The sequence below is a fragment of the Candidatus Villigracilis saccharophilus genome, from assembly GCF_016711665.1.
In genome coordinates this window covers 1-19,339 of record NZ_JADJSO010000069.1, presented here as the reverse complement: position 1 = coordinate 19,339, position 19,339 = coordinate 1, and the positions used below count along the sequence as shown (strand labels likewise).

19 protein-coding genes are annotated in these 19,339 nt (G+C 51.2%); 2 read left to right on the top strand and 17 right to left on the bottom strand.

The genetic code is table 11. The annotated features are described in order from the left end of the window. Positions 1-44: 44 nt before the first annotated feature. The 5 genes from IPL17_RS21925 to IPL17_RS21905 form a co-directional block, all read right to left on the bottom strand. Entirely contained in the window at positions 45-464 is a 420-nt protein-coding gene (locus IPL17_RS21925) for a secondary thiamine-phosphate synthase enzyme YjbQ (protein ID WP_345309226.1), read from the bottom strand. An 83-nt stretch (positions 465-547) separates the two neighbouring features. Then, on the bottom strand, positions 548-859 hold the full coding sequence (locus tag IPL17_RS21920; protein WP_345309225.1) for a redoxin domain-containing protein: 312 nt from the start codon (positions 857-859) through the stop codon (positions 548-550). A 15-nt stretch (positions 860-874) separates the two neighbouring features. Further along, entirely contained in the window at positions 875-1,105 is a 231-nt protein-coding gene (locus IPL17_RS21915; RefSeq protein WP_345309224.1) for a hypothetical protein, read from the bottom strand. 72 nt (positions 1,106-1,177) lie between these two features. Next, on the bottom strand, positions 1,178-2,413 hold the full coding sequence (locus IPL17_RS21910) for a HAMP domain-containing sensor histidine kinase (RefSeq protein ID WP_345309223.1): 1,236 nt from the start codon (positions 2,411-2,413) through the stop codon (positions 1,178-1,180). A 96-nt stretch (positions 2,414-2,509) separates the two neighbouring features. Beyond that, positions 2,510-3,100 (bottom strand): response regulator transcription factor, encoded by a 591-nt coding sequence (locus tag IPL17_RS21905; protein ID WP_345309222.1) that lies wholly within the window; start codon positions 3,098-3,100, stop codon positions 2,510-2,512. 148 nt (positions 3,101-3,248) lie between these two features. On the opposite strand from IPL17_RS21905, the gene IPL17_RS21900 reads away from it, so the two are divergent. Continuing rightward, entirely contained in the window at positions 3,249-3,935 is a 687-nt protein-coding gene (locus IPL17_RS21900) for a TlpA disulfide reductase family protein (RefSeq protein ID WP_345309221.1), read from the top strand. A gap of 96 nt (positions 3,936-4,031) precedes the next feature. Next, the gene (locus tag IPL17_RS21895) at positions 4,032-4,703 is read left to right on the top strand and encodes a cytochrome c biogenesis protein CcdA (RefSeq protein WP_345309220.1); all 672 of its coding nucleotides are present in this window, start codon (positions 4,032-4,034) and stop codon (positions 4,701-4,703) included. Between the two features lie 126 nt (positions 4,704-4,829). On the opposite strand, the gene IPL17_RS21890 is transcribed toward IPL17_RS21895, so the two are convergent. From IPL17_RS21890 to IPL17_RS21835, 12 genes are all read right to left on the bottom strand, one after another. Then, a complete protein-coding gene (locus IPL17_RS21890) occupies positions 4,830-7,769 on the bottom strand; it encodes a PAS domain S-box protein (protein ID WP_345309219.1) in 2,940 nt (979 codons plus the stop codon). Continuing rightward, positions 7,766-8,383 carry an MEDS domain-containing protein gene (locus tag IPL17_RS21885; protein WP_345309218.1) on the bottom strand — a complete coding sequence of 206 codons (618 nt, stop codon included), beginning with the start codon at positions 8,381-8,383 and terminating at the stop codon, positions 7,766-7,768. The genes IPL17_RS21890 and IPL17_RS21885 overlap by 4 nt, the downstream gene beginning before the upstream one ends. Positions 8,384-8,580: 197 nt before the next feature. Next, positions 8,581-10,380 carry a sortase gene (locus tag IPL17_RS21880; protein ID WP_345309217.1) on the bottom strand — a complete coding sequence of 600 codons (1,800 nt, stop codon included), beginning with the start codon at positions 10,378-10,380 and terminating at the stop codon, positions 8,581-8,583. 277 nt (positions 10,381-10,657) lie between these two features. Continuing rightward, entirely contained in the window at positions 10,658-11,314 is a 657-nt protein-coding gene (locus IPL17_RS21875) for a hypothetical protein (RefSeq protein ID WP_345309216.1), read from the bottom strand. 5 nt (positions 11,315-11,319) lie between these two features. Then, the gene (locus tag IPL17_RS21870; RefSeq protein ID WP_345309215.1) at positions 11,320-11,562 is read right to left on the bottom strand and encodes a hypothetical protein; all 243 of its coding nucleotides are present in this window, start codon (positions 11,560-11,562) and stop codon (positions 11,320-11,322) included. A 70-nt stretch (positions 11,563-11,632) separates the two neighbouring features. Continuing rightward, on the bottom strand, positions 11,633-12,451 hold the full coding sequence (locus tag IPL17_RS21865) for a hypothetical protein (RefSeq protein ID WP_345309214.1): 819 nt from the start codon (positions 12,449-12,451) through the stop codon (positions 11,633-11,635). Between the two features lie 659 nt (positions 12,452-13,110). Beyond that, entirely contained in the window at positions 13,111-16,419 is a 3,309-nt protein-coding gene (locus IPL17_RS21860) for a choice-of-anchor Q domain-containing protein (protein WP_345309213.1), read from the bottom strand. A 584-nt stretch (positions 16,420-17,003) separates the two neighbouring features. Continuing rightward, positions 17,004-17,141, bottom strand: coding sequence for a hypothetical protein (locus IPL17_RS21855; protein WP_345309212.1), 138 nt, complete (start codon positions 17,139-17,141; stop codon positions 17,004-17,006). A gap of 84 nt (positions 17,142-17,225) precedes the next feature. Beyond that, entirely contained in the window at positions 17,226-17,576 is a 351-nt protein-coding gene (locus IPL17_RS21850) for a hypothetical protein (protein ID WP_345309211.1), read from the bottom strand. Further along, positions 17,563-17,805: a transposase family protein gene (locus tag IPL17_RS21845; protein ID WP_345309210.1), complete on the bottom strand. Its 243-nt coding sequence runs from the start codon at positions 17,803-17,805 to the stop codon at positions 17,563-17,565. The genes IPL17_RS21850 and IPL17_RS21845 overlap by 14 nt, the downstream gene beginning before the upstream one ends. 39 nt (positions 17,806-17,844) lie before the next feature. Further along, positions 17,845-18,216 carry a hypothetical protein gene (locus IPL17_RS21840; protein WP_345309209.1) on the bottom strand — a complete coding sequence of 124 codons (372 nt, stop codon included), beginning with the start codon at positions 18,214-18,216 and terminating at the stop codon, positions 17,845-17,847. Then, a partial coding sequence (locus IPL17_RS21835; RefSeq protein ID WP_345309208.1) for a hypothetical protein occupies positions 18,185-19,339 on the bottom strand: 1,155 nt, incomplete at its 5' end. The genes IPL17_RS21840 and IPL17_RS21835, both read right to left, overlap by 32 nt.

Genomic DNA, 19,339 nt, shown 5'->3' with positions numbered 1-19,339 from the left:
GATATATTAAATCGTGTCTCCCTAGCTTATGCTAGGGAGATTTTTCATTCTCCGATGATCTTGATTAGAACGCGCTTGCGACGTCGTCCATCGAATTCACCATAGAAAATCTGCTCCCAAGGACCAAAATCCAGTTTACCATCTGTAATGGCAATGACTACCTCGCGACCCATGATTTGGCGTTTGAGATGAGCATCTGCATTATCTTCACCGGTTTGGTTATGCTTGTATTGACTTGTTGGTTCATGGGGGGCAAGTTTCTCCAGCCAGTTTTCATAGTCTTGATGGAGTCCCGATTCATCATCGTTGATGAAAACAGAAGCGGTTATATGCATCGCGGAAATCAGAGAAAGGCCTTCCATAATTCCACTCTCTTGGAGGCAGGCCTCTACTTGAGGGGTAATGTTTATTAAGCCAAGACGGGTGGGAATGTTAAACCAGAGTTCTTTTCGGAAGGATTTCATAGCTATCTCATAATATAGATTTTGTTGTCTATAAAGATTTTACTTTACTCTCAGATATTGAGATAGTTGAATATTAACTGAAACTAATATTGTTCGGCTAACAAACTCTGAATGGCATCTTCGGTCTCGTTATAATTTCCTTCGCCAATATGGATATAACGAAGATGTCCATTTTTATCTATCAGATACAACGTGGGCCAGTAACGGTTTTTGTAAGCCTTCCATGTTGCGCCGTCGTTATCCTGCGCGACGGCATATTTGATTCCATTTTCGGCAACAGCGGCTTGCAGGTTGGTGAGGTCTTCTTCAAAGGAAAACTCGGGGTAATGATTGCCGATGATGACAAGCCCCTGATTGCGATATTTTTTATCCCATTCCTTCAACGAAGGAATCACATGTTGGCAATTAATTCAGCCAAAGGTCCACATGTCGATGGCGACGACTTTGCCGCGCAAGTCTGCGAGACGCAAGGGCGCATCCACATTCAGCCAGGTCTCATTTGTCAGTTCGGGAGCAGGCCCCAAGTCAGGTAGTGAGGCGATAGATGATGATGTTGGTTTATCCACAGTTTCATTTCCTGACACGGCTGTCACGCAAGCGGTCAATCCAAAGATCAATACAGGCAACCATAATCGTTTCATGTGTAATCTCCTTGATGTCCCCATTCTAGGAAAATTATCTTACGAAATGATTACGCAGGGCTAAGAGTTTTATTAAGGAAGGGTAAACGTAAATCGACTACCGCGCCCCGCTTCACTCTGAACTTTGATCTCGCCGCCATGCGCCTGTACAATTCCGCGTGAGATCGCAAGCCCCAGTCCTGCACCGCCTGTGGAACGGCTGCGGGATTTTTCGCCGCGATAAAAACTTTCGAATACATGTGGAAGATCTTCGGCACGGATGCCTTCGCCAGTATCAGACACACATACCTCCACCCCCGAAGCTGTTCGCCGCGCATGAACATTTACAAGCCCTTCGGCTGGCGTATGCCGTAACGCATTGCCAATTAAATTATTCAACACGCGCCCGATACGCTGCGTATCCATCATCACGGGATCAACATTGGAATCAACACTGCCTTCGAGTTTCACTCCCTGACGCAAAGCCAGTTCCGAAAATGATTCGAGCGTATCTGAGATCAAGTCTGATAAAGATGATTCTGCGCGGTCAAGCGGAATTCCGCCAGTATCCAACTGCGCCATTTGAAAAAGATCATCGATCAAAACAGAAAGCGAACGCACATCGCGCTTAGCCGTGCCTAAATAGCGCTTGACCGTTTGAGGGTCATCCACCACACCGTCTTCCAATGCCTCGAGAATCGCACGCATGGAAGCAAGTGGAGTTTGCAGGTCATGCCCGACCCAGGCGATCAGGTCCGCGCGCAGACGTTCAAGTTCGCGCTGTTTGGCATCTACCATTTCAAGTTGTTCTGCCATTTGATTAAAGGTATTTGCAAGCGCGGCAACTTCATCTCGTCCGTTAATAGAGACGCGTGTTTTTAGTTCACCTTTTGCCAGTTTTTCCGCCGCATCCTTAAGTAAATATATTCGGCTTATAACAGTGCTGGATAGAAAATATCCCAACACCATTGCCATGCCGCTTGCAAAAATAAGCAAAACAATTGCAAGCAAAAGATCATGCTCGCTGACAAACATCATTTGCGCAGAAAACCAGACATTGAAAAATGTCAGCAGGCTTGAGAGCATGTATCCGCCCAGCAAGGACCAGCGCAGAGTTGGCGAAAGAGTCATCCAGCCAAGGCGATATGCGATGTAGCCCGCTGCCACAGAAACAAGCGCGGTAATGCCAAGGAACGTTGCCATTAAGCCGAGTTCGCGTAATGGCGGCGCCATCAGCATTTTGAAGACGCCAAGTGAAAGCGCGGTGATGAGCAAGATGCCCAATACAAAGCGGGCGATCAAAGGGGTGCGATCAACAAGGTTTTTCATAATTCAAATTTATATCCCACGCCCCAGACGGTAATGATATGTTTCGGTGAGGACGCGTCGCTTTCAATTTTTCACGCAGGCGGCGCACATGAACAGTCACGGTGCTGGATCGATATAATCTGCGCGACCCCAAACCCGTTCCAATAATTGATCCCGCGTGAATACCTGTTTTGGATAACTCGCAAGCAGGTAGAGCATGTCAAATTCTTTTGCCGTCAACTCGATCCGCGACTCTTTTACAGTAACGACTCGCGTGCGCGGATCAATGGTGATTGTGGAAAAGGACAACGCCCGCTCAGACTCCGCCTCAGCCTGATCCCGTCCAACGCGCCTTAACACCGCCCGAACACGGCTCACCAACTCCTGCGGACTGAACGGCTTGACCACATAATCGTCCGCGCCCATTTCAAGCCCGGCGATTCGATCAATCTCCTCGCGCCGCGCGGTGACCATGATGATCGGCACATTGCTATGGTCGCGCAGCCAGCGCGCGAGGGAAAGCCCGTCTATTTCAGGCAGCATGATGTCCATCACCACCAGATCAGGGATTCTTTTTTCAAGCATCGACATGGCTTGCCTGCCGTCTTTTGCGGTTTGCACCTGAAAACCTGCGCGGCTTAAATACAAACCCACCACTTCTGCAATGCTGGGTTCATCTTCCACGACCAGAATACTTTTTTCACTCATGATCGATATGATACTTGATTATCGAAGGGAAGATATTAATAAAACCTTACGTTCCTTCTAAATTGATTAATCCTTTCGTAAGGGTTTGACACTCTTTTGTAATGACCTTTGATTAACCTTGTGCCATCAAACAACTCAAAGGAGAAATATGAAAACAAAACAAGTTCTTTTCAACATGGTTCTATTGATGGCTTTTCTCGTCAGCGCTTGCAGCGGAGCGGCTACACCGACTGCGGATACGATGATGGAGAAGGTAGTGCCGACTGCCGAAGCAATGATGGATAAAGTGACCCCAACCGCTGATGCGATGATGGACAAAGAAACGCCCACCGCAGATGCGATGATGAGCAAGGAGACCCCAGCCGCCGATGCCATGATGGAAGCCCCAGCCTGGTACTCTGCATCACTGACTGATGCAAGCACGGGACAGGCTTTCACGATCAACGATTTCAAAGGCAAGGTTGTGCTGGTGGAAACCCTGGCGATGTGGTGTTCCAACTGCAAAAAACAACAGGGACAGGTCAAGGCTTTGCATGACTTGCTAGGCGAACGGGATGACTTTATCAGCCTGGGTTTGGATATTGACTTGAATGAAAACGCCGCCGACCTCAAAGGATATGTGGAGAGCAATGGCTTCGACTGGATGTATGCAGTAGCCACAAAAGATATTGCGCAGGATCTCTCAAAACATTATGGCGACCAGTTCCTGAATCCGCCATCCACGCCTATGTTGGTCATTGACCGCAAAGGCGAAGCGCATCCACTGCCGTTTGGCATCAAAAGCGCGGATGAACTGTTGAAATTCATTCAACCCTTCCTCGACGAAGCGATGTAAACGAAAGCCGTGTTGCGTGTCCCGAAAGGGTGGATATTCCAAACGGAACACGCAACACGCACAAGTCCAAAGCTGAAACGCACTCAAAGGATAACTATGGAAACCATCATCACATCTTTAACCATCGGATTGCTTGCCACCACCAGCCCCTGCGTGCTGCCTTTGTACCCTGGCTTCCTTGCCTACATCAGCGGCGGACAGGACGGCTTGCAGGGAAAATCCAGCCGTTATTTTCTTGGCTTTTTTGTACTCGCGGGCGTATTAACCATGATGCTTGCTCTCGGCGGAATTATCGCTCTTCTCTCGATTTCAGTCGGGAAGGCGCTTTCATTTATCATTCCAATTGCAGACGCGATCATCATCATTTTTGGGATCATGTTGTTGTTCAATGTTAATCCATTCAAAAAATTGCCGCAGGTGCAAATTCCATTTTTGTCCCATCCATTTGTAAATGCCTTTGTGTACGGCATGTTATATGGACCGATCGCCTTGCCGTGCTCAGGTCCATTGGTGGTGAGCATCTTTGCTTTGTCGCTCACCGTGGTGGATGCGCTGGGGAAATTAAACGTATTCTTCTGGTTCGGGATGGGGTTTGGGATTCCGCTTTTGGTGTTGTCTTTTCTCTCAGGCGCGGCGCAGCGCTGGATCACACGTCAGTTTGCCATGCGCGCGCAATTGATCAACCTTATAAGCGGATTGTTATTACTGGGCGTGGGAATTTACGACATCATTCTCAATTGGGAATTGATCAAAGTATTTCTTGGTTGATCAAGTTTGTTGCTACTCCCAGATAATTATGAAACGAGGTTAAAGTAGCATGATAATCCCCTTTTACCTCTTAAATCCGAGCGGATGGGTAAGTAGCCAGCATAGGTACCCAATTTTATTGCCCCGTTAATTTCCGTTTTTTATGAGGTTTCTCCCGGCATCCTTGGCTGTATACATGGCTTCTTCCGCCCGTTGAAAAAATTCTTCCACCGACTCGGTCTGCGATTTGTATTTATTTTCAACGATGCCGATGCTGAGAGTAACAGATGCATCCCCTTTTTTCGTTGGAACGCGTACCGCTGCGACGGCCAATTGGATCCGTTCAGCGAGTGAATATGCGGCTTCCATGTTAGACATTGGCAGCAGGATGATGAATTCATCTCCGCCATATCGGCCGATACTATCCGCGGAACGCAGTTGATCGACCATAGCCTGGGTGATTAGTTTGAGCATCTGATCGCCGATCTGATGACCGTATGTATCGTTGAATTTTTTGAAATGATCAATATCAACCATCAAGACAGACAGCGGCTTTTGATACCGACAGGATATTTCAAACTCCTGTTTGGCAAGTTCTTGTAGGTGATGGCGGTTGTGAACGCCCGTGAGCGAATCTGTGCGCGCCAATTGTTTTTCAATATCCAGGGTGCTTTTCAATATCTCGTAGGAGGCTTCAAGGGATTGTTGAGCCTGCTTACGATCGGAAATATCCTGATGGATAATGATCGCACCATTGCGGGTTTGATGCCGCGGCACCACGGTGACAGTAAACCAGCGAAGTTGTGTGGGTGAATCACACGAATACTCAGCGCTGAACTGGGAACGAGTACCATCTAGCACCGCATGGATCCCGAGATCGACGAGACTGGCGATCTCATCGCCAGCCTGAGCGGCAGTTTCACAGATCGTAAGATAATTAACACCCAGGTATGCCTCAGGGTCGGGACTTGCATTTTCTCGGGCAAATTTTTTCCATGCTTCGTTGACAGCGACGATGACCCCATTTTCATCCAAAACAGCAATGTGGGCAGTTAGCGAATTCAGGACACTTTTATTAAATTGGTCGCTGGCATGCAACGCTTTCTCAGCCACTTTACGTTCGGTGATATCGTGTATGAAAACCAAGGCTCCATGATCGCCTTTGTAATAGAAAGGAATGGCGGAGATCTCTGTTTCCACCAAGCTGCCATCGAGCTTGATAATGGTCTCTTCCAAAGTGGGCACTTTTTCCTTTTGCTCATTTAATTTTTGGATTCGTGAGAATACCTGCTCACGATACGCGAGCGGAAAACGCTCCAGGACTGGTTTTCCGATTAAGAGATCTTCGTTCTCCGCTCCAAAAAGGTTCAACCCTGCCAGGTTGATATAGGCGAACTGACCGTGGGTTTGTATAAAGATAGCGATGGGAGCCTGCTCCACAAGGGTACGGAATCGATTCTCACTTTCAATCAGATCCTGTTCCGCCTGTTTGCGTTCGGTGATATCTTCAGCAGTAGAGAACAGCTTGTCCCCAATCAGATTGGCCGAATACCTGCAGACCAGGGATTTTCCACTCTTGCTTCGAAAGTGAAGTTCCAAACCGCTGATCTGACCATGTTGTTCGAGTTCATGAAGTAACAAATTTCGTTCCTGCTGATCCAATACCCCGATCTCGATGGATGTCCTGCCAACTACTTCCTCCCTGTCAAATCCGGATATCCTGCAAAAACTTTCATTTACTTCCAGATACCGCCCAGTGCTTATTTCGCTGATGGTCTTCGCCAAAGGACTGGAGTTGAAGGCATTGAAAAAGAAAGCCTGGCTCTCGCGAAGCGCAGCTTCATTTTGCTTGCGATTGGAGATATCCTGAATTGCACCTTGTACTTTCGTGATCTTTCCTTGATCGTCTTTTACCGCCTTTCCCTTGGTTTGCACCCAGACCCGTCTCCCTTTTGCAGTGATGATCTCCATTTCTTCATCGTAAGGGATTCCCATCTGCGCACAATCGTTAAATACGTTTGTGATCTTTTCCCGCCACTCAGGCGCATAGAATTTGATTGCTTCCTCAACTGAAGGTGAAAATCCAGCGGACACTTCATGGATGACAGTGACTTCGTTCGACCAGATAACACGGTTGTGTTCGAGGTCCACACTCCATCCACCCAGTTTTGCTGATTGTTCCGCCATTCGCAGGAGCGATTCGCTTTCAAGTAATAATTCCTCCGCCAGTTTGCGTTTGGTTATGTCCTGGATAAACCCCAAAATTTTATATGGATTCCCATTAGCATCTTTTTCGAGGCTGGCGATGGCATGCATCCTTCTGGGAGGAGAACCGTCTGCCGGACGTATCAAATATTCCAGGTCATATTGGCGGTCATCGGCGATCAGGTCGATCAGGGCCTGGTGCACACGCTCGCGGTCAGTGATGCAGGATTCCATACGCTCGATCGTAAGTTCTCCAGCTTTAAATGGAATTCCAAATAGCCGATGTGTCTCCTCAGAGCCAAGGACCGATCCTGTTTTCAGGTGATATACCCACGTACCTGTTTGACCAAGTTTCTGTGCCAGACCCAGTTGTTTTTCACTCTGCAACAATTCCGCGGTTCGTTCCTCCACCAATTGTTCCAGGTTTTCGTTGGCCTTTTGCAATTCTTCCTGCTGCCAGCGGTTTTCCAGGACGATGGCAAGGGCATTCCCAAGATTTCTGATAAAGGGTTCATAATTATCATATTGACTTCTGTTGTCAATTGTCAAAATGATATAACCAAAAGATCGAACTACCGTTTTCAGAGGATAGGCACGCACCTTGTCCTGTACAACAAGCCCGCAGGTGTATGGATCTTCAACCTGGTGCTCAAGGTACAAAGTGCAGTTTGAACAGATTTTCTCCTGAAAATCTCCAATGGGACCGCTGGTGCCTCGAGAACAAATACGAACAGACCCGCATCCGGGGACACCCCGAATAAGGGGCACGAGAAATTCCCCGATATCTTTCTGTGCTGGAAATACATTCAGCATCCCGATCGCAGAAATGATCTGCCCGACGATCTTCAGGTCAATGGTGTCATCTTCCCCGTATGGTTTCATCGCCTGCCCTTGAAGTCCTTTAGGAAGTCCTCTGGTTTCATGAAAAATGGATTTTGTACGATCTGCCCATGAACGATCATCATCGGGTGGACTTTTAGTACATCCAGGATGGTTGCCCCGCTAAAGCGATTGACATCATACTGGCAAATTGCGGTGACCGGGCAGGTTACCAAAATGTCGTTGACCTGGGCTTCATACTCCATCAAGCGGTCAGATCCTGGTATACCCCTTAGAGCCCAGGACATTTCGCCACTGACGCGGGCGTTGGTGTATTCTTCCTTTTTCGCCGAGACATAATACTCTTGAAGTGTGTTGAGCATGGTCTCGGGAATAAACTCCCCACTGGGACAATAGGTTCTCTCAGCATCAAGGATGGAAAATACATTCCCATCCGGAGTATTGATTCCCATCTCATCCAACCAGAGTATGACCTCTTCCGGCTTCATCGTGTCTGCAAAGTAGGAAACCTTCTCTTTAGCATTCACGCCGCTTTCAAGGTATTTTCCAATAATGTGCTTTCTTTCTTTTTCATTGGAATAGATGAGGCACATATGGGTGCCGGCAGGGAATAGTTCCTGAGTAAATCCCATCTGGGTAAGGTTTGATTTGAGCATGCGATCCTCCAGTCCTACTTCCTTAAACCAAAGTTCTTTTCGGAAGGATTTCATTGTTGTCTCATCCTTTAGATTTTGTTGTGGATTAAGATTTTACTTTACTCCTGAATATTGAGGTGGTTGAATTTCAACTAAAACCAAGTGAGATCAAAATTGTCGAGGGACATTAAGGCAATAATTTCTTGTTGACCGAATAATTAATCCACACTGATCAATACTGCTCTGACCATGCGCCGATACGCATAGCTGCCGCTGTCGGCATTGTAAGTCTCGCAGGTCAGCAGAGTCACCCACGTCAATTCTTCATGCTTCATCACTGCATTAACATTCCTGGGTCCCATCAACCGGTTTTCACGCACTTCATAGGTATAAACCTGTCCGAAGGCGTGGATCTTGATCAGGTTGCCATATTTTAGTTTGCCTAGGTTAACAAACGGGCCAGGTTGGTTTCTGGCATCCCAGACGTGGCCTGTTAGCACGCTGTTCCCGGAATGGGTGGGGTAAGCGCTGCCAGCCAGATAACCGGCATCCTTCCCCAGCCACTTGACATCCCAACTGTCCTCTGTTTGCGGTACACCCACGATGTTCATTCGAACGGAAAGCGATGGGATTTCAAGCCAGAGATCACCCATCCCTGCGTAAGGTACATCTTGTTTGGGCAGAAGAGTTACCTGGTTCGGAGCAAAGCCAGTGGCAGGCAGAATTCCAACTTGACCGGATTCTTCCACAGCTGGCGTGTCTGAGGCGGCGTCGATCACAAAGGTGAAACGAGTGTCTTGCAGCCCGGCGTTCAATTTGATGCCGTTCAAGTCCTTGATCGAAGTGGTGCCGCAGGCCAATAATTGGTATTTGCCAGCCGGTATGGGCTGACCGTTATTGATGTTGAGGGTGATGGTATGGGTAGGCAGGTCGTAGGAAACGCTGTTGATCGTGACCCGACCATCATCGCCCTGGATGCCAGCCAGACAGGTCTGCGTGTTGAAAGCGCCATTCAGACCGGCTGATGTTAGTAGGTAGTTGACAGGGTTGATGGCCGAAGAAGCCCAATCCGGGTCAGAAGAGGAAACATGCAACATATCTACATTAAATCCGACCTGCAATTGAGAGGGGCTCTCATTGAACGGGAGCGTGGAACCTGTAGCCGGGACACTGATCAGCGCCAGGGGGATATCCGCGCCATAGTAAGTGAAGCCTCCCGGATAATTGTAGTTGCCTTGCGGGCCGGTCGGCGCATTGACAGTCACATCGACCATGCTGCTCACATGCGCCGGAGTGACGGCTGTGATCTGTATGGCAGAGTCCACCTTAAATGAAGCCGCTGGTATACCGCCAAAGGTGACCGCTGTGACATCGATGAAACCTACCCCGGTACTGTCCAGGATGGTAATGGTCGTCCCTCCTGTGGTCGGACCAAAGTTGGGGAAAATTGAATACACAGCACCAACATACGTGAAGACGTTGTTGGGTGTCGTTCTGCCTCCGGGCGTGGTGACTGCTACATCCACCGCGCCGGCTGTGTGTGCGGGGGTGGTGCAGGTGATTTGCGTATCCGAATCGACTGTGCAGGTTGCAGCTGTGCCGCCAAAGGACACGGTTCCGCCAGTGAAATTCGTTCCGGTGATGACTACGGGCGAGTTGCCAATGGTAGGACCAATATCAAGAGAGATGCTCGTAATGGTGGGGGCGGGCGGAGGCGTGACATTGATACTCACATCTTTAGCCGCGTTGCCGTAGTTGATCGAGTCCGTGGGTGAAAAATCAACATGCAGGGTGTGTGCGCCAACAGATAGCACCTGTCCAGGCGTGGGATCATACAAGAACGTTCCCGGTATGTTTGCTGTTGCGTTCAATTGTGTAGCGCTCAGTGCGGCGGGGTAAACGATGTCCATAGGATTGTCCCAGGTTATGACCGGGATTCCAATGTGAACAGCAAACGACTGCTGGACTTGCGGGGCTGCATTGTAATTATTGCCACCAGTCTGGCTGGCGTTGATCACACAGATTCCTTGTGTCTGGAATGAAACATGCCCGGTCGCAATTGCACATACTTGTGAGGTTGCCGGGTCTATCGAAAGAGAAACGGGGAGATTGTGTGTCGATATCGCTGTCGGGGTGTAAGGTGTTCCGGCAACGACTGCATTTGTTGGAGCCGTTGAAGTAAAAAGGATACTCTGGTTGGCTTTTACGAGTGTTACAGCGATCTCCGCAGAAGTGGCGGCGTTGTAATTGTTATCCGCGGCTCTGGTTGCGCTGACATTGCATGTTCCCGAAGCATCAGTGACGGAGAGTGTGCTGCCGGTGATAGAACAGCCGGTGGAAGTTCCCGCGCTGTATGTGACAGCACCAGTTCCGCTTCCGCCAGTTGATGGTCAATGCCGAAGTGCTGCCATATGAAACTGTCGAAGGAGTTGCCACGACGGTCAGTGCTGCCTGATCGGTGGTGGTCAGCGTAACAGCGATCTCCGCAGAAGTGGCGGCGTTGTAATTGTTATCCGCGGCTCTGGTTGCGCTGATATTGCATGTTCCTGAAGCATCCGTGACGGAGAGCGTGCTGCCGGTGATAGAACAGCCAGTCGAAGTACCCGCGCTGTATGTGACAGCACCAGTTCCGTTGCCGCCGGTGATGGACAATGCCGAAGTGCTGCCATAGGGGACCGTTGAAGGAGTTGCCACAACGGTCAGTGCTGCCTGATCGGTGGTGGTCAGCGTAACAGCGACCTCCGCAGAAGTGGCGGCGTTGTAATTGTTATCCGCGGCTCTGGTTGCGCTGATATTGCATGTCCCTGAAGCATCCGTGACGGAGAGCGTGCTGCCGGTGATAGAACAGCCAGTCGAAGTACCCGCGCTGTATGTGACAGCACCAGTTCCGTTGCCACCGGTGATGGACAATGCCGAAGTGCTGCCATAGGGGACCGTTGAAGGAGTTGCCACAACGGTCAGGCTGCCTGATCGGTGGTGGTCAGGGTGACAGCGATCTCTGCAGAAGTAGCGGCATTGTAGTTATTATCCGCGGCTCTGGTTGCGCTGACACTGCATGTTCCCGAAGCATCAGTGACGGAGAGTGTGCTGCCGGTGACGGAACAGCCAGTCGAAGTTCCTGCGCTGTATGTGACAGCACCAGTTCCGCTGCCACCGTGGACAATGCCGAAGTGCTGCCATGGAACGTGAGGAGTTGCCAACGGTCAGTGCTGCCTGATCGGTGGTGGTCAGCGTAACAGGACCTCCGCAGAAGTGGCGGCGTTGTAGTTATTATCCGCGGCTCTGGTTGCGCTGACATTGCATGTCCCGAAGCATCCGTGACGGAGAGTGCTGCGGTGATAGAACAGCCAGTCGAAGTTCCCGCGCTGTATGTGACAGCACCAGTTCCGTTGCCACCGTGATGGACAATGCCGAAGTGCTGCCATAGGGGACCGTTGAAGGAGTTGCCACAACGGTCAGTGCTGCCTGATCGGTGGTGGTTAGCGTAACAGCGACCTCCGCAGAAGTGGAGGCGTTGTAATTGTTATCCGCGGCTCTGGTTGCGCTGACACTGCATGTCCCCGAAGCATCAGTGACGGAGAGTGTGCTGCCGGTGATAGAACAGCCAGTCGAAGTACCCGCGCTGTATGTGACAGCACCAGTTCCGTTGCCACCGGTGATGGACAATGCCGAAGTGCTGCCATAGGGGACCGTTGAAGGAGTTGCCACAACGGTCAGTGCTGCCTGATCGGTGGTGGTCAGCGTAACAGCGACCTCCGCAGAAGTGGCGGCGTTGTAATTGTTATCCGCGGCTCTGGTTGCGCTGATATTGCATGTTCCTGAAGCATCCGTGACGGAGAGCGTGCTGCCGGTGACGGAACAGCCAGTCGAAGTTCCTGCGCTGTATGTGACAGCACCAGTTCCGTTGCCACCGGTGATGGACAATGCCGAAGTGCTGCCGTAGGGGACCGTTGAAGGAGTTGCCACGACGGTCAGTGCTGCCTGATCGGTTTTTACGAGTGTGACAGCGATCTCCGCAGAAGTGGCGGCGTTGTAGTTATTGTCCGCGGCTCTAGTTGCGCTGACATTGCATGTTCCCGAAGCATCCACCAGTTCCGCTTCCGCCAGTTGTGGTCAATGCCGACGTGCTGCCATATGCAACTGTCGAAGGGGTTGCCACGACGGTCAGTGCTGCCTGATCGGTGGTGGTTAGTGTGACAGCGATCTCCGCAGAAGTGGCGGCGTTGTAATTGTTATCCGCGGCTCTGGTTGCGCTGATATTGCATGTTCCTGAAGCATCAGTGACGGAGAGTGTGCTGCCGGTGATAGAACAGCCAGTCGAAGTACCCGCGCTGTATGTGACAGCACCAGTTCCGTTGCCACCGGTGATGGACAATGCCGAAGTGCTGCCATATGCAACCGTTGAAGGAGTTGCCACGACGGTCAGTGCTGCCTGATCGGTGGTGGTCAGCGTAACAGCGATCTCTGCAGAAGTGGCGGCATTGTAGTTATTATCCGCGGCTCTAGTTGCGCTGACATTGCATGTTCCTGAAGCATCAGTGACGGAGAGTGTGCTGCCGGTGATAGAACAGCCAGTCGAAGTACCCGCGCTGTATGTGACAGCACCAGTTCCGTTGCCACCGTGATGGACAATGCCGAAGTGCTGCCATAGGGGGACCGTTGAAGGAGTTGCGACGACGGTCAGTGTTGCCTGATCGGTGGTGGTCAGCGTAACAGCGACCTCCGCAGAAGTGGCGGCGTTGTAGTTGTTATCCGCGGCTCTGGTTGCGCTGACACTGCATGTCCCCGAAGCATCCGTGACGGAGAGTGTGCTGCCGGTGACGGAACAGCCAGTCGAAGTTCCTGCGCTGTATGTGACAGCACCAGTTCCGCTGCCACCGGTGATGGACAATGCCGAAGTGCTGCCATAGGGGACCGTTGAAGGGGTTGCCACGACGGTCAGGGATGGACAATGCCGAAGTGTTGCCATATGCAACCGTTGAAGGAGTTGCCACAACGGTCAGTGCTGCCTGATCGGTTTTTACGAGTGTTACAGCGATCTCTGCAGAAGTAGCGGCGTTGTAATTGTTATCCGCGGCTCTGGTTGCGCTGACACTGCATGTCCCCGAAGCATCCGTGACGGAAAGTGTGCTGCCGGTGACGGAGCAGCCAGTGGAAGTACCCGCGCTGTATGTGACAGCACCAGTTCCGTTGCCACCGGTGATGGACAATGCCGAAGTGCTGCCATAGGGGACCGTTGAAGGAGTTGCCACAACGGTCAGTGCTGCCTGATCGGTGGTGGTTAGCGTAACAGCGACCTCCGCAGAAGTGGCGGCGTTGTAATTGTTATCCGCGGCTCTGGTTGCGCTGATATTGCATGTTCCTGAAGCATCCGTGACGGAGAGTGTGCTGCCGGTGATAGAACAGCCAGTCGAAGTTCCTGCGCTGTATGTGACAGCACCAGTTCCGTTGCCACCGGTGATGGACAATGCCGAAGTGCTGCCATATGCAACCGTTGAAGGAGTTGCCACGACGGTCAGTGCTGCCTGATCGGTGGTGGTCAGCGTAACAGCGATCTCCGCAGAAGTGGCGGCATTGTAATTGTTATCCGCGGCTCTGGTTGCGCTGACACTGCATGTTCCTGAAGCATCAGTGACGGAGAGTGTGCTGCCGGTGACGGAACAGCCAGTCGAAGTTCCTGCGCTGTATGTGACAGCACCAGTTCCGCTGCCACCGGTGATGGACAATGCCGAAGTGCTGCCATAGGGGACCGTTGAAGGAGTTGCCACAACGGTCAGTGCTGCCTGATCGGTGGTGGTTAGCGTAACAGCGACCTCCGCAGAAGTGGCGGCGTTGTAATTGTTATCCGCGGCTCTGGTTGCGCTGATATTGCATGTTCCTGAAGCATCCGTGACGGAGAGCGTGCTGCCGGTGATAGAACAGCCAGTCGAAGTACCCGCGCTGTATGTGACAGCACCAGTTCCGTTGCCACCGGGATGGACAATGCCGAAGTGCTGCCATAGGGGACCGTTGAAGGAGTTGCCACAACGGTCAGTGCTGCCCTGATCGGTGGTGGTCAGCGTAACAGCGACCTCCGCAGAAGTGGCGGCGTTGTAATTGTTATCCGCGGCTCTGGTTGCGCTGATATTGCATGTTCCTGAAGCATCCGTGACGGAGAGCGTGCTGCCGGTGATAGAACAGCCAGTCGAAGTACCCGCGCTGTATGTGACAGCACCAGTTCCGTTGCCACCGGTGATGGACAATGCCGAAGTGCTGCCATAGGGGACCGTTGAAGGAGTTGCCACAACGGTCAGTGCTGCCTGAGTTCCCTTGCCCACCGTAAAGGACTGCTGCACCTGGGCAGCGGCATTGTAGTTCGCGCTGCCTGCCTGGTTGGCGTTGATGATGCAGGTGCCGGCGGTCAGAAATGTGACCACTCCGCCCGCAATTGAGCAGACCGAGGCGGCTGCGGCGTCAATCGTCAGCACGATCGGGTTCCCGGAGGCGCCGCCTGTGGGGCTGGGGGTGTAAGTGGCGCCTCCAACCACTGCGCTGCCTGGCGCAGTGGTTGTGAAGGAAATGCTCTGGTCACCCTTGAGGGTGGTAAATGTCTGGTCGGAACCGGTGTATATCCCGTTTGGATTTTGCGCGATGACACGGAAATGGTAGGTGGTGACGGGCGATAAACCGCTGATGAGCGCCGTGACGAAATGATCGAGCACAAAGGCCACTGGGCTTTGTGCAGCCGTGACGGTTGAACCATAGGATGTGTCCAAGCCGTACTCAAAGGTGACCGTGGTGTTGGCACCTGAATTGGCGTTGACAATGCCTTCCAGTACCGCAGTGCTGCCCGTCAGGGCACTGCCCGCGATGGAGACCGCGTAGGGGACTAGATTTAATTCGTACGCGCCGAGATCGCAGGTGGGACTTGAGCGCGGCTGATTGCGCTGATCAGTGGACGGACAGCTGCTGCTGGTGCCATTAATCGCCGGCGAAGTTCCCGCGAGCCAGAAGGTTTGATTGAAGCCGCCATAATTACCTATAGGCCCGAGCTGCGGATCAGCGCTGCTCACATTTGTGCAAGTAGCGTTTGCAGGACACCCACCTTGTACAATACTATCGTTAACGTTAAGGCTTGTGGGAGGGATGACAAATGTGCGTATCTGGGAACCGACGGAAGACATATTACCCCAGAAAATGGAATTTTTAATGGTGAGCGAGGCAGCATTCATACCAATTGCGCCACCGTCGCCGTTGGGGGCTGAGTTGCCGCTAAAAGTGACGTTGTTCAACGTTGCACTGCTGGTTCCACCGCTAAAATACCCGCCGCCGCCGTTGGCACCGGTGCTCGTCGAGTTGTTGGTAAAGGTTGTATTTGTTAATACCACTCCAGCGGAGATACCTTGGACAAGTAGTCCACCTCCGCTGCCGCTGGAGGTGTTGTCACTGAAGGTGACGTTTGTTAGGGCGGCTGTACTGGCTGTAAATCGCGCCCCACCGCCACCACCTGAACCAGAATTATTGCCGCTAATAGTGATATTTATTAACGTCGGACTGCCGGTGTCGCTATACAACCCACCACCGCGATCATTTGGCAAGGCGGCGGCGTTGGCGTTTCCTGCGGTGATCGTGAAACCGTCCAATAACGCCGTGCTGATGGTGCCGGAGCCTGTGACCACATGATAAACATTATCCGTGTTAACGCCTGTTGCGCCAATGTCACCGCTCAGGATGGAAACATTGGTCATGTAGGCGCGTTCGTTACGCAGGGTTTCCGTCCCGGCAAAGCCGCCATAGAGCGCGACGCCGCTCTTGAGCTGGAAAGTAGCAGCACGACCGGCAGGTGTTGACGGCTTATAGGTTCCGCCTGCCACCCAGATTTCGGTACAGGTTGAAGCGCCTAGGGTCGACTGCAAGTCGGTATAGGCATCCGTCCAGGAAGTGCCATTGTTGACTCCCGCGGCATTCCATTTGACGTAACATATGCCTGCCGCATGCGCCGGGGTAACGCTCAGCGTGTTGCCGAGAATGGAAATGCATAAAGCCAAGAGTGTACTCAAATTGAGCAGGGCTTTCATGCGATTCTTCAGTATGGCTGTATCTTTTGAAGTTGAGGGATTGAACTGGCTGCGCCGATGTAGGTTTCCGCCACCCTGATGATTACACTTTTTGCCTAAATAACTGATCGGATCGTGATGGTTAAAAATAGCAAAAAAATTGGAAGAAAAAAAGAAAATATTCTATGTCTCACTGCATAGCTCCTGACTTCAGGCGAATAAGTTGAATCGGGAAAACTACCAGTAAAACACAGTCTGTAAATCAGTAACTACATAGAGACAATAAATAAAATAATGTCCCGAACCCGTTCTTTATAATGGAAAAACAAAAATTTTTATTATGAAAAAAGAAAATGATAAGTAACTGTAAGGTAGCCTGTCTTGGATAACAGGCAGGAAAAAAATGCTTAAGAAAAAAGAACCTTGAAGATAATGGAATTAATTTCGTCAATCTATTTGGTTGATGGATGTTGCATGTGTTTCGTGAGCTATGTATCCACTGATTTTCTGGCAATAGAGCTTCCCCGTTGAAATTTCATGATCAATAAAACCGCCTGCGCGAACGATGGCGCAGGCGGTTTTACATATTAGACCTCTTGCAAAAGTCATGGTTTAGGCTTGAGTTCCAGGTTATAGATGGCAGCGATCAAATTGAAACGCAATCCAAAACGTTTACGTCGATTGCGATAGCGTTCGCCAGAATCCGAAAGCATCTTTACCTTGCGAATGATGTTCTCGATCAAAATACCCTTCTTCGACAATGCTCGGTTAGCAGCCTTTGCTCCTGGTTTAAAGGATGAAGTTTACTTTTCTTGACAGGCGTCTGACTATTCGAGTGTAAGCTGATACTCCCTGATAGCCTGCATCCGCCAAAATACGAATGTGCTCTGCCACAATATAGTGACCTTGCTTGAACAGCTGAAATCGTGTTGCTTCCCGTTGCAGAAATCCGTGGCCAAGATGAGTTCTGTGTTCAAGTCGGCTATCAACTGCGCTTTTGGGTGTGACGCTTTTTTTTTGGCGCTTTTGTCTTTTTTTGGACGCTCAATTGGCTGTTCGGTAGCGTCCACCAAGACAATTTCAAGAATAGCATCGCTTGGTTGTAGCGCCTTTTTTCCTAGCAGGTGAAACTGTTTCGATTGGATCAACACATTTTCAACCTTTTTATCGTCCGACATACGGTTGACTCTGACACCATAGGTCAAGCCAATGAAATTCAGTTCGATACTCTCGCCAGTACATCAAGGTCATCAGCAACTGGTCGGCTCGGCTGAGTGTGGTCGGTCTGCCAAAGTTACGCATCCCTGCTTCCACGATCACCAGCATTTGTGCAAAGGTGCTGCGCTGAACTCCCGTGCAGCGCTTGAATTCTTCGTCGTCGAGTTGTTGTACAATTTCGTATCTCATGTACCTATTATGACACACTTATGCAAGAGGTCTATTTGATTAGCGTATCTTCTCGTTGTATATTGGGTACACATCCAGCATCACATATACCCGAAGCTTTTCAGGCAATACCAGATCAGCCGGCAGGATCAGCGTCACGGAGCGCACGTTCCCAACTTCATCTTCCACTATTGAAAGATTGGCCTTGTAGTCCATGTAGACCGCTTCGTTCGTCGCAGGATCCACCAGTACCAGACCGGCGCGATGGTCAGCTGCCGGATATGAAACACCCGCGTCGAGGGTAAAGCTGGCGGTGACCGAACCCGCAGACTCCTGCTTGGCTGAGAGAAAGGCAATATCGGAAACCTGGATGCCGGCCGGCGCTGAATTGGCCGCGCCATCATACATGCGGGTGACGTAGGTGCCAGCCACCAGCATATCCTTGTACCAGTTGTTGGCCAGGCCGCCGATCACCAGGTATGGGCCGAAGGTCGGAATGGAGAGCGTATCTGTCGAAGCAAAGCCGCAGGATGTGTGGTGGTTCCATCCGCGTTGAAGGTGCCGCGCGCAGTTCAAATATATTGAAGGGGAATGTTGATGCCTGTGATCGGCATCGGAATTTCTGATCGATCGCGATGAAATCCGCACCTTGATATCGTCCGTTAAGCGGCAGCGTGAAATCACTCTGCGGGTCGGGAACCAGGCTGCCATCCTCGGTGCGTTTCGCACCGATCGCCCAGAGGACGAATTTCCCCTGATCCTTGGCGTCTGATGGCGTGATCAGCACAGGCGCAACGATCCATTCTATATAATCAAAACCGATCTGGTTCAGGCTGGGCAGCATGGGCGGGATGGGCGCGGCCAGGCGCGTCCACTCAAAAGCGCTGGACCTTTCGGCATCCAATGTGAGGGGCAGGGCTTGCGAAGAATCCTCAACCTCGAAATTGAACTCACCGCCAAACGTGCCGGACTTGGATCCGCCGATCGTCATATTGCCAAGCCGCATGCCGCCGGTGTAATAGCTGCCATCCACTTTGAGGCGGTATGTTTGCCCGGGGGAAAGAAATTCCTGCGGGCGGATATAAATATATTTTCCATCGGCTGAATGCTGGACATCCAATGGCACAGCCGGGTCGAGGCTGACTGTCAGGGCATCCTTTGGACAGCCGAAAGGTGCATCGCAGATGCGTGCGCCTATGGTGTTGCCGTTTTCGCGGACCACCAGACGCAGGGTCAGCATGGAAGAGGATGGTAGTGCGGCTGGAAACTCAGCGCTGGTGTTGCCGCCCGGAGATACATAATACAGGCCGCTAAAAGTTTGCGGCAGGCTGGATGTATCTGAACAGCGCGCATCCTTTGCATTCAGACAGTAATCGTAGGGCAGATACCAGAACTGGCCGTGCTCACCGCCCACGTAAATGCCGGTCTTCCCGAGGGCCACTGAACCGTTCAGGTCATTGCGGTCAGCGAGTTCAACTTCCTTCGATGTCGTGTCAAACGCCCAGCGCAAAGAACCGTCGGAAACATTCAATGCGTACAACTTCCCATTACCATC

What these genes read in the sequence shown, in the direction of transcription:
- IPL17_RS21915 (WP_345309224.1), bottom strand. Translation starts at nt 1,105, where the DNA reads ATGAAACGATTATGGTTGCCTGTATTGATCTTTGGATTGACCGCTTGC.
- IPL17_RS21900 (WP_345309221.1), top strand. Translation starts at nt 3,249, where the DNA reads ATGAAAACAAAACAAGTTCTTTTCAACATGGTTCTATTGATGGCTTTT.
- IPL17_RS21925 (WP_345309226.1), bottom strand. Translation starts at nt 464, where the DNA reads ATGAAATCCTTCCGAAAAGAACTCTGGTTTAACATTCCCACCCGTCTT.
- IPL17_RS21910 (WP_345309223.1), bottom strand. Translation starts at nt 2,413, where the DNA reads ATGAAAAACCTTGTTGATCGCACCCCTTTGATCGCCCGCTTTGTATTG.
- IPL17_RS21890 (WP_345309219.1), bottom strand. Translation starts at nt 7,769, where the DNA reads ATGAAACCATACGGGGAAGATGACACCATTGACCTGAAGATCGTCGGG.
- IPL17_RS21885 (WP_345309218.1), bottom strand. Translation starts at nt 8,383, where the DNA reads ATGCTCAAATCAAACCTTACCCAGATGGGATTTACTCAGGAACTATTC.
- IPL17_RS21895 (WP_345309220.1), top strand. Translation starts at nt 4,032, where the DNA reads ATGGAAACCATCATCACATCTTTAACCATCGGATTGCTTGCCACCACC.
- IPL17_RS21860 (WP_345309213.1), bottom strand. Translation starts at nt 16,419, where the DNA reads ATGAAAGCCCTGCTCAATTTGAGTACACTCTTGGCTTTATGCATTTCC.
- IPL17_RS21850 (WP_345309211.1), bottom strand. Translation starts at nt 17,576, where the DNA reads ATGTCGGACGATAAAAAGGTTGAAAATGTGTTGATCCAATCGAAACAG.
- IPL17_RS21845 (WP_345309210.1), bottom strand. Translation starts at nt 17,805, where the DNA reads ATGAGATACGAAATTGTACAACAACTCGACGACGAAGAATTCAAGCGC.
- IPL17_RS21905 (WP_345309222.1), bottom strand. Translation starts at nt 3,100, where the DNA reads ATGAGTGAAAAAAGTATTCTGGTCGTGGAAGATGAACCCAGCATTGCA.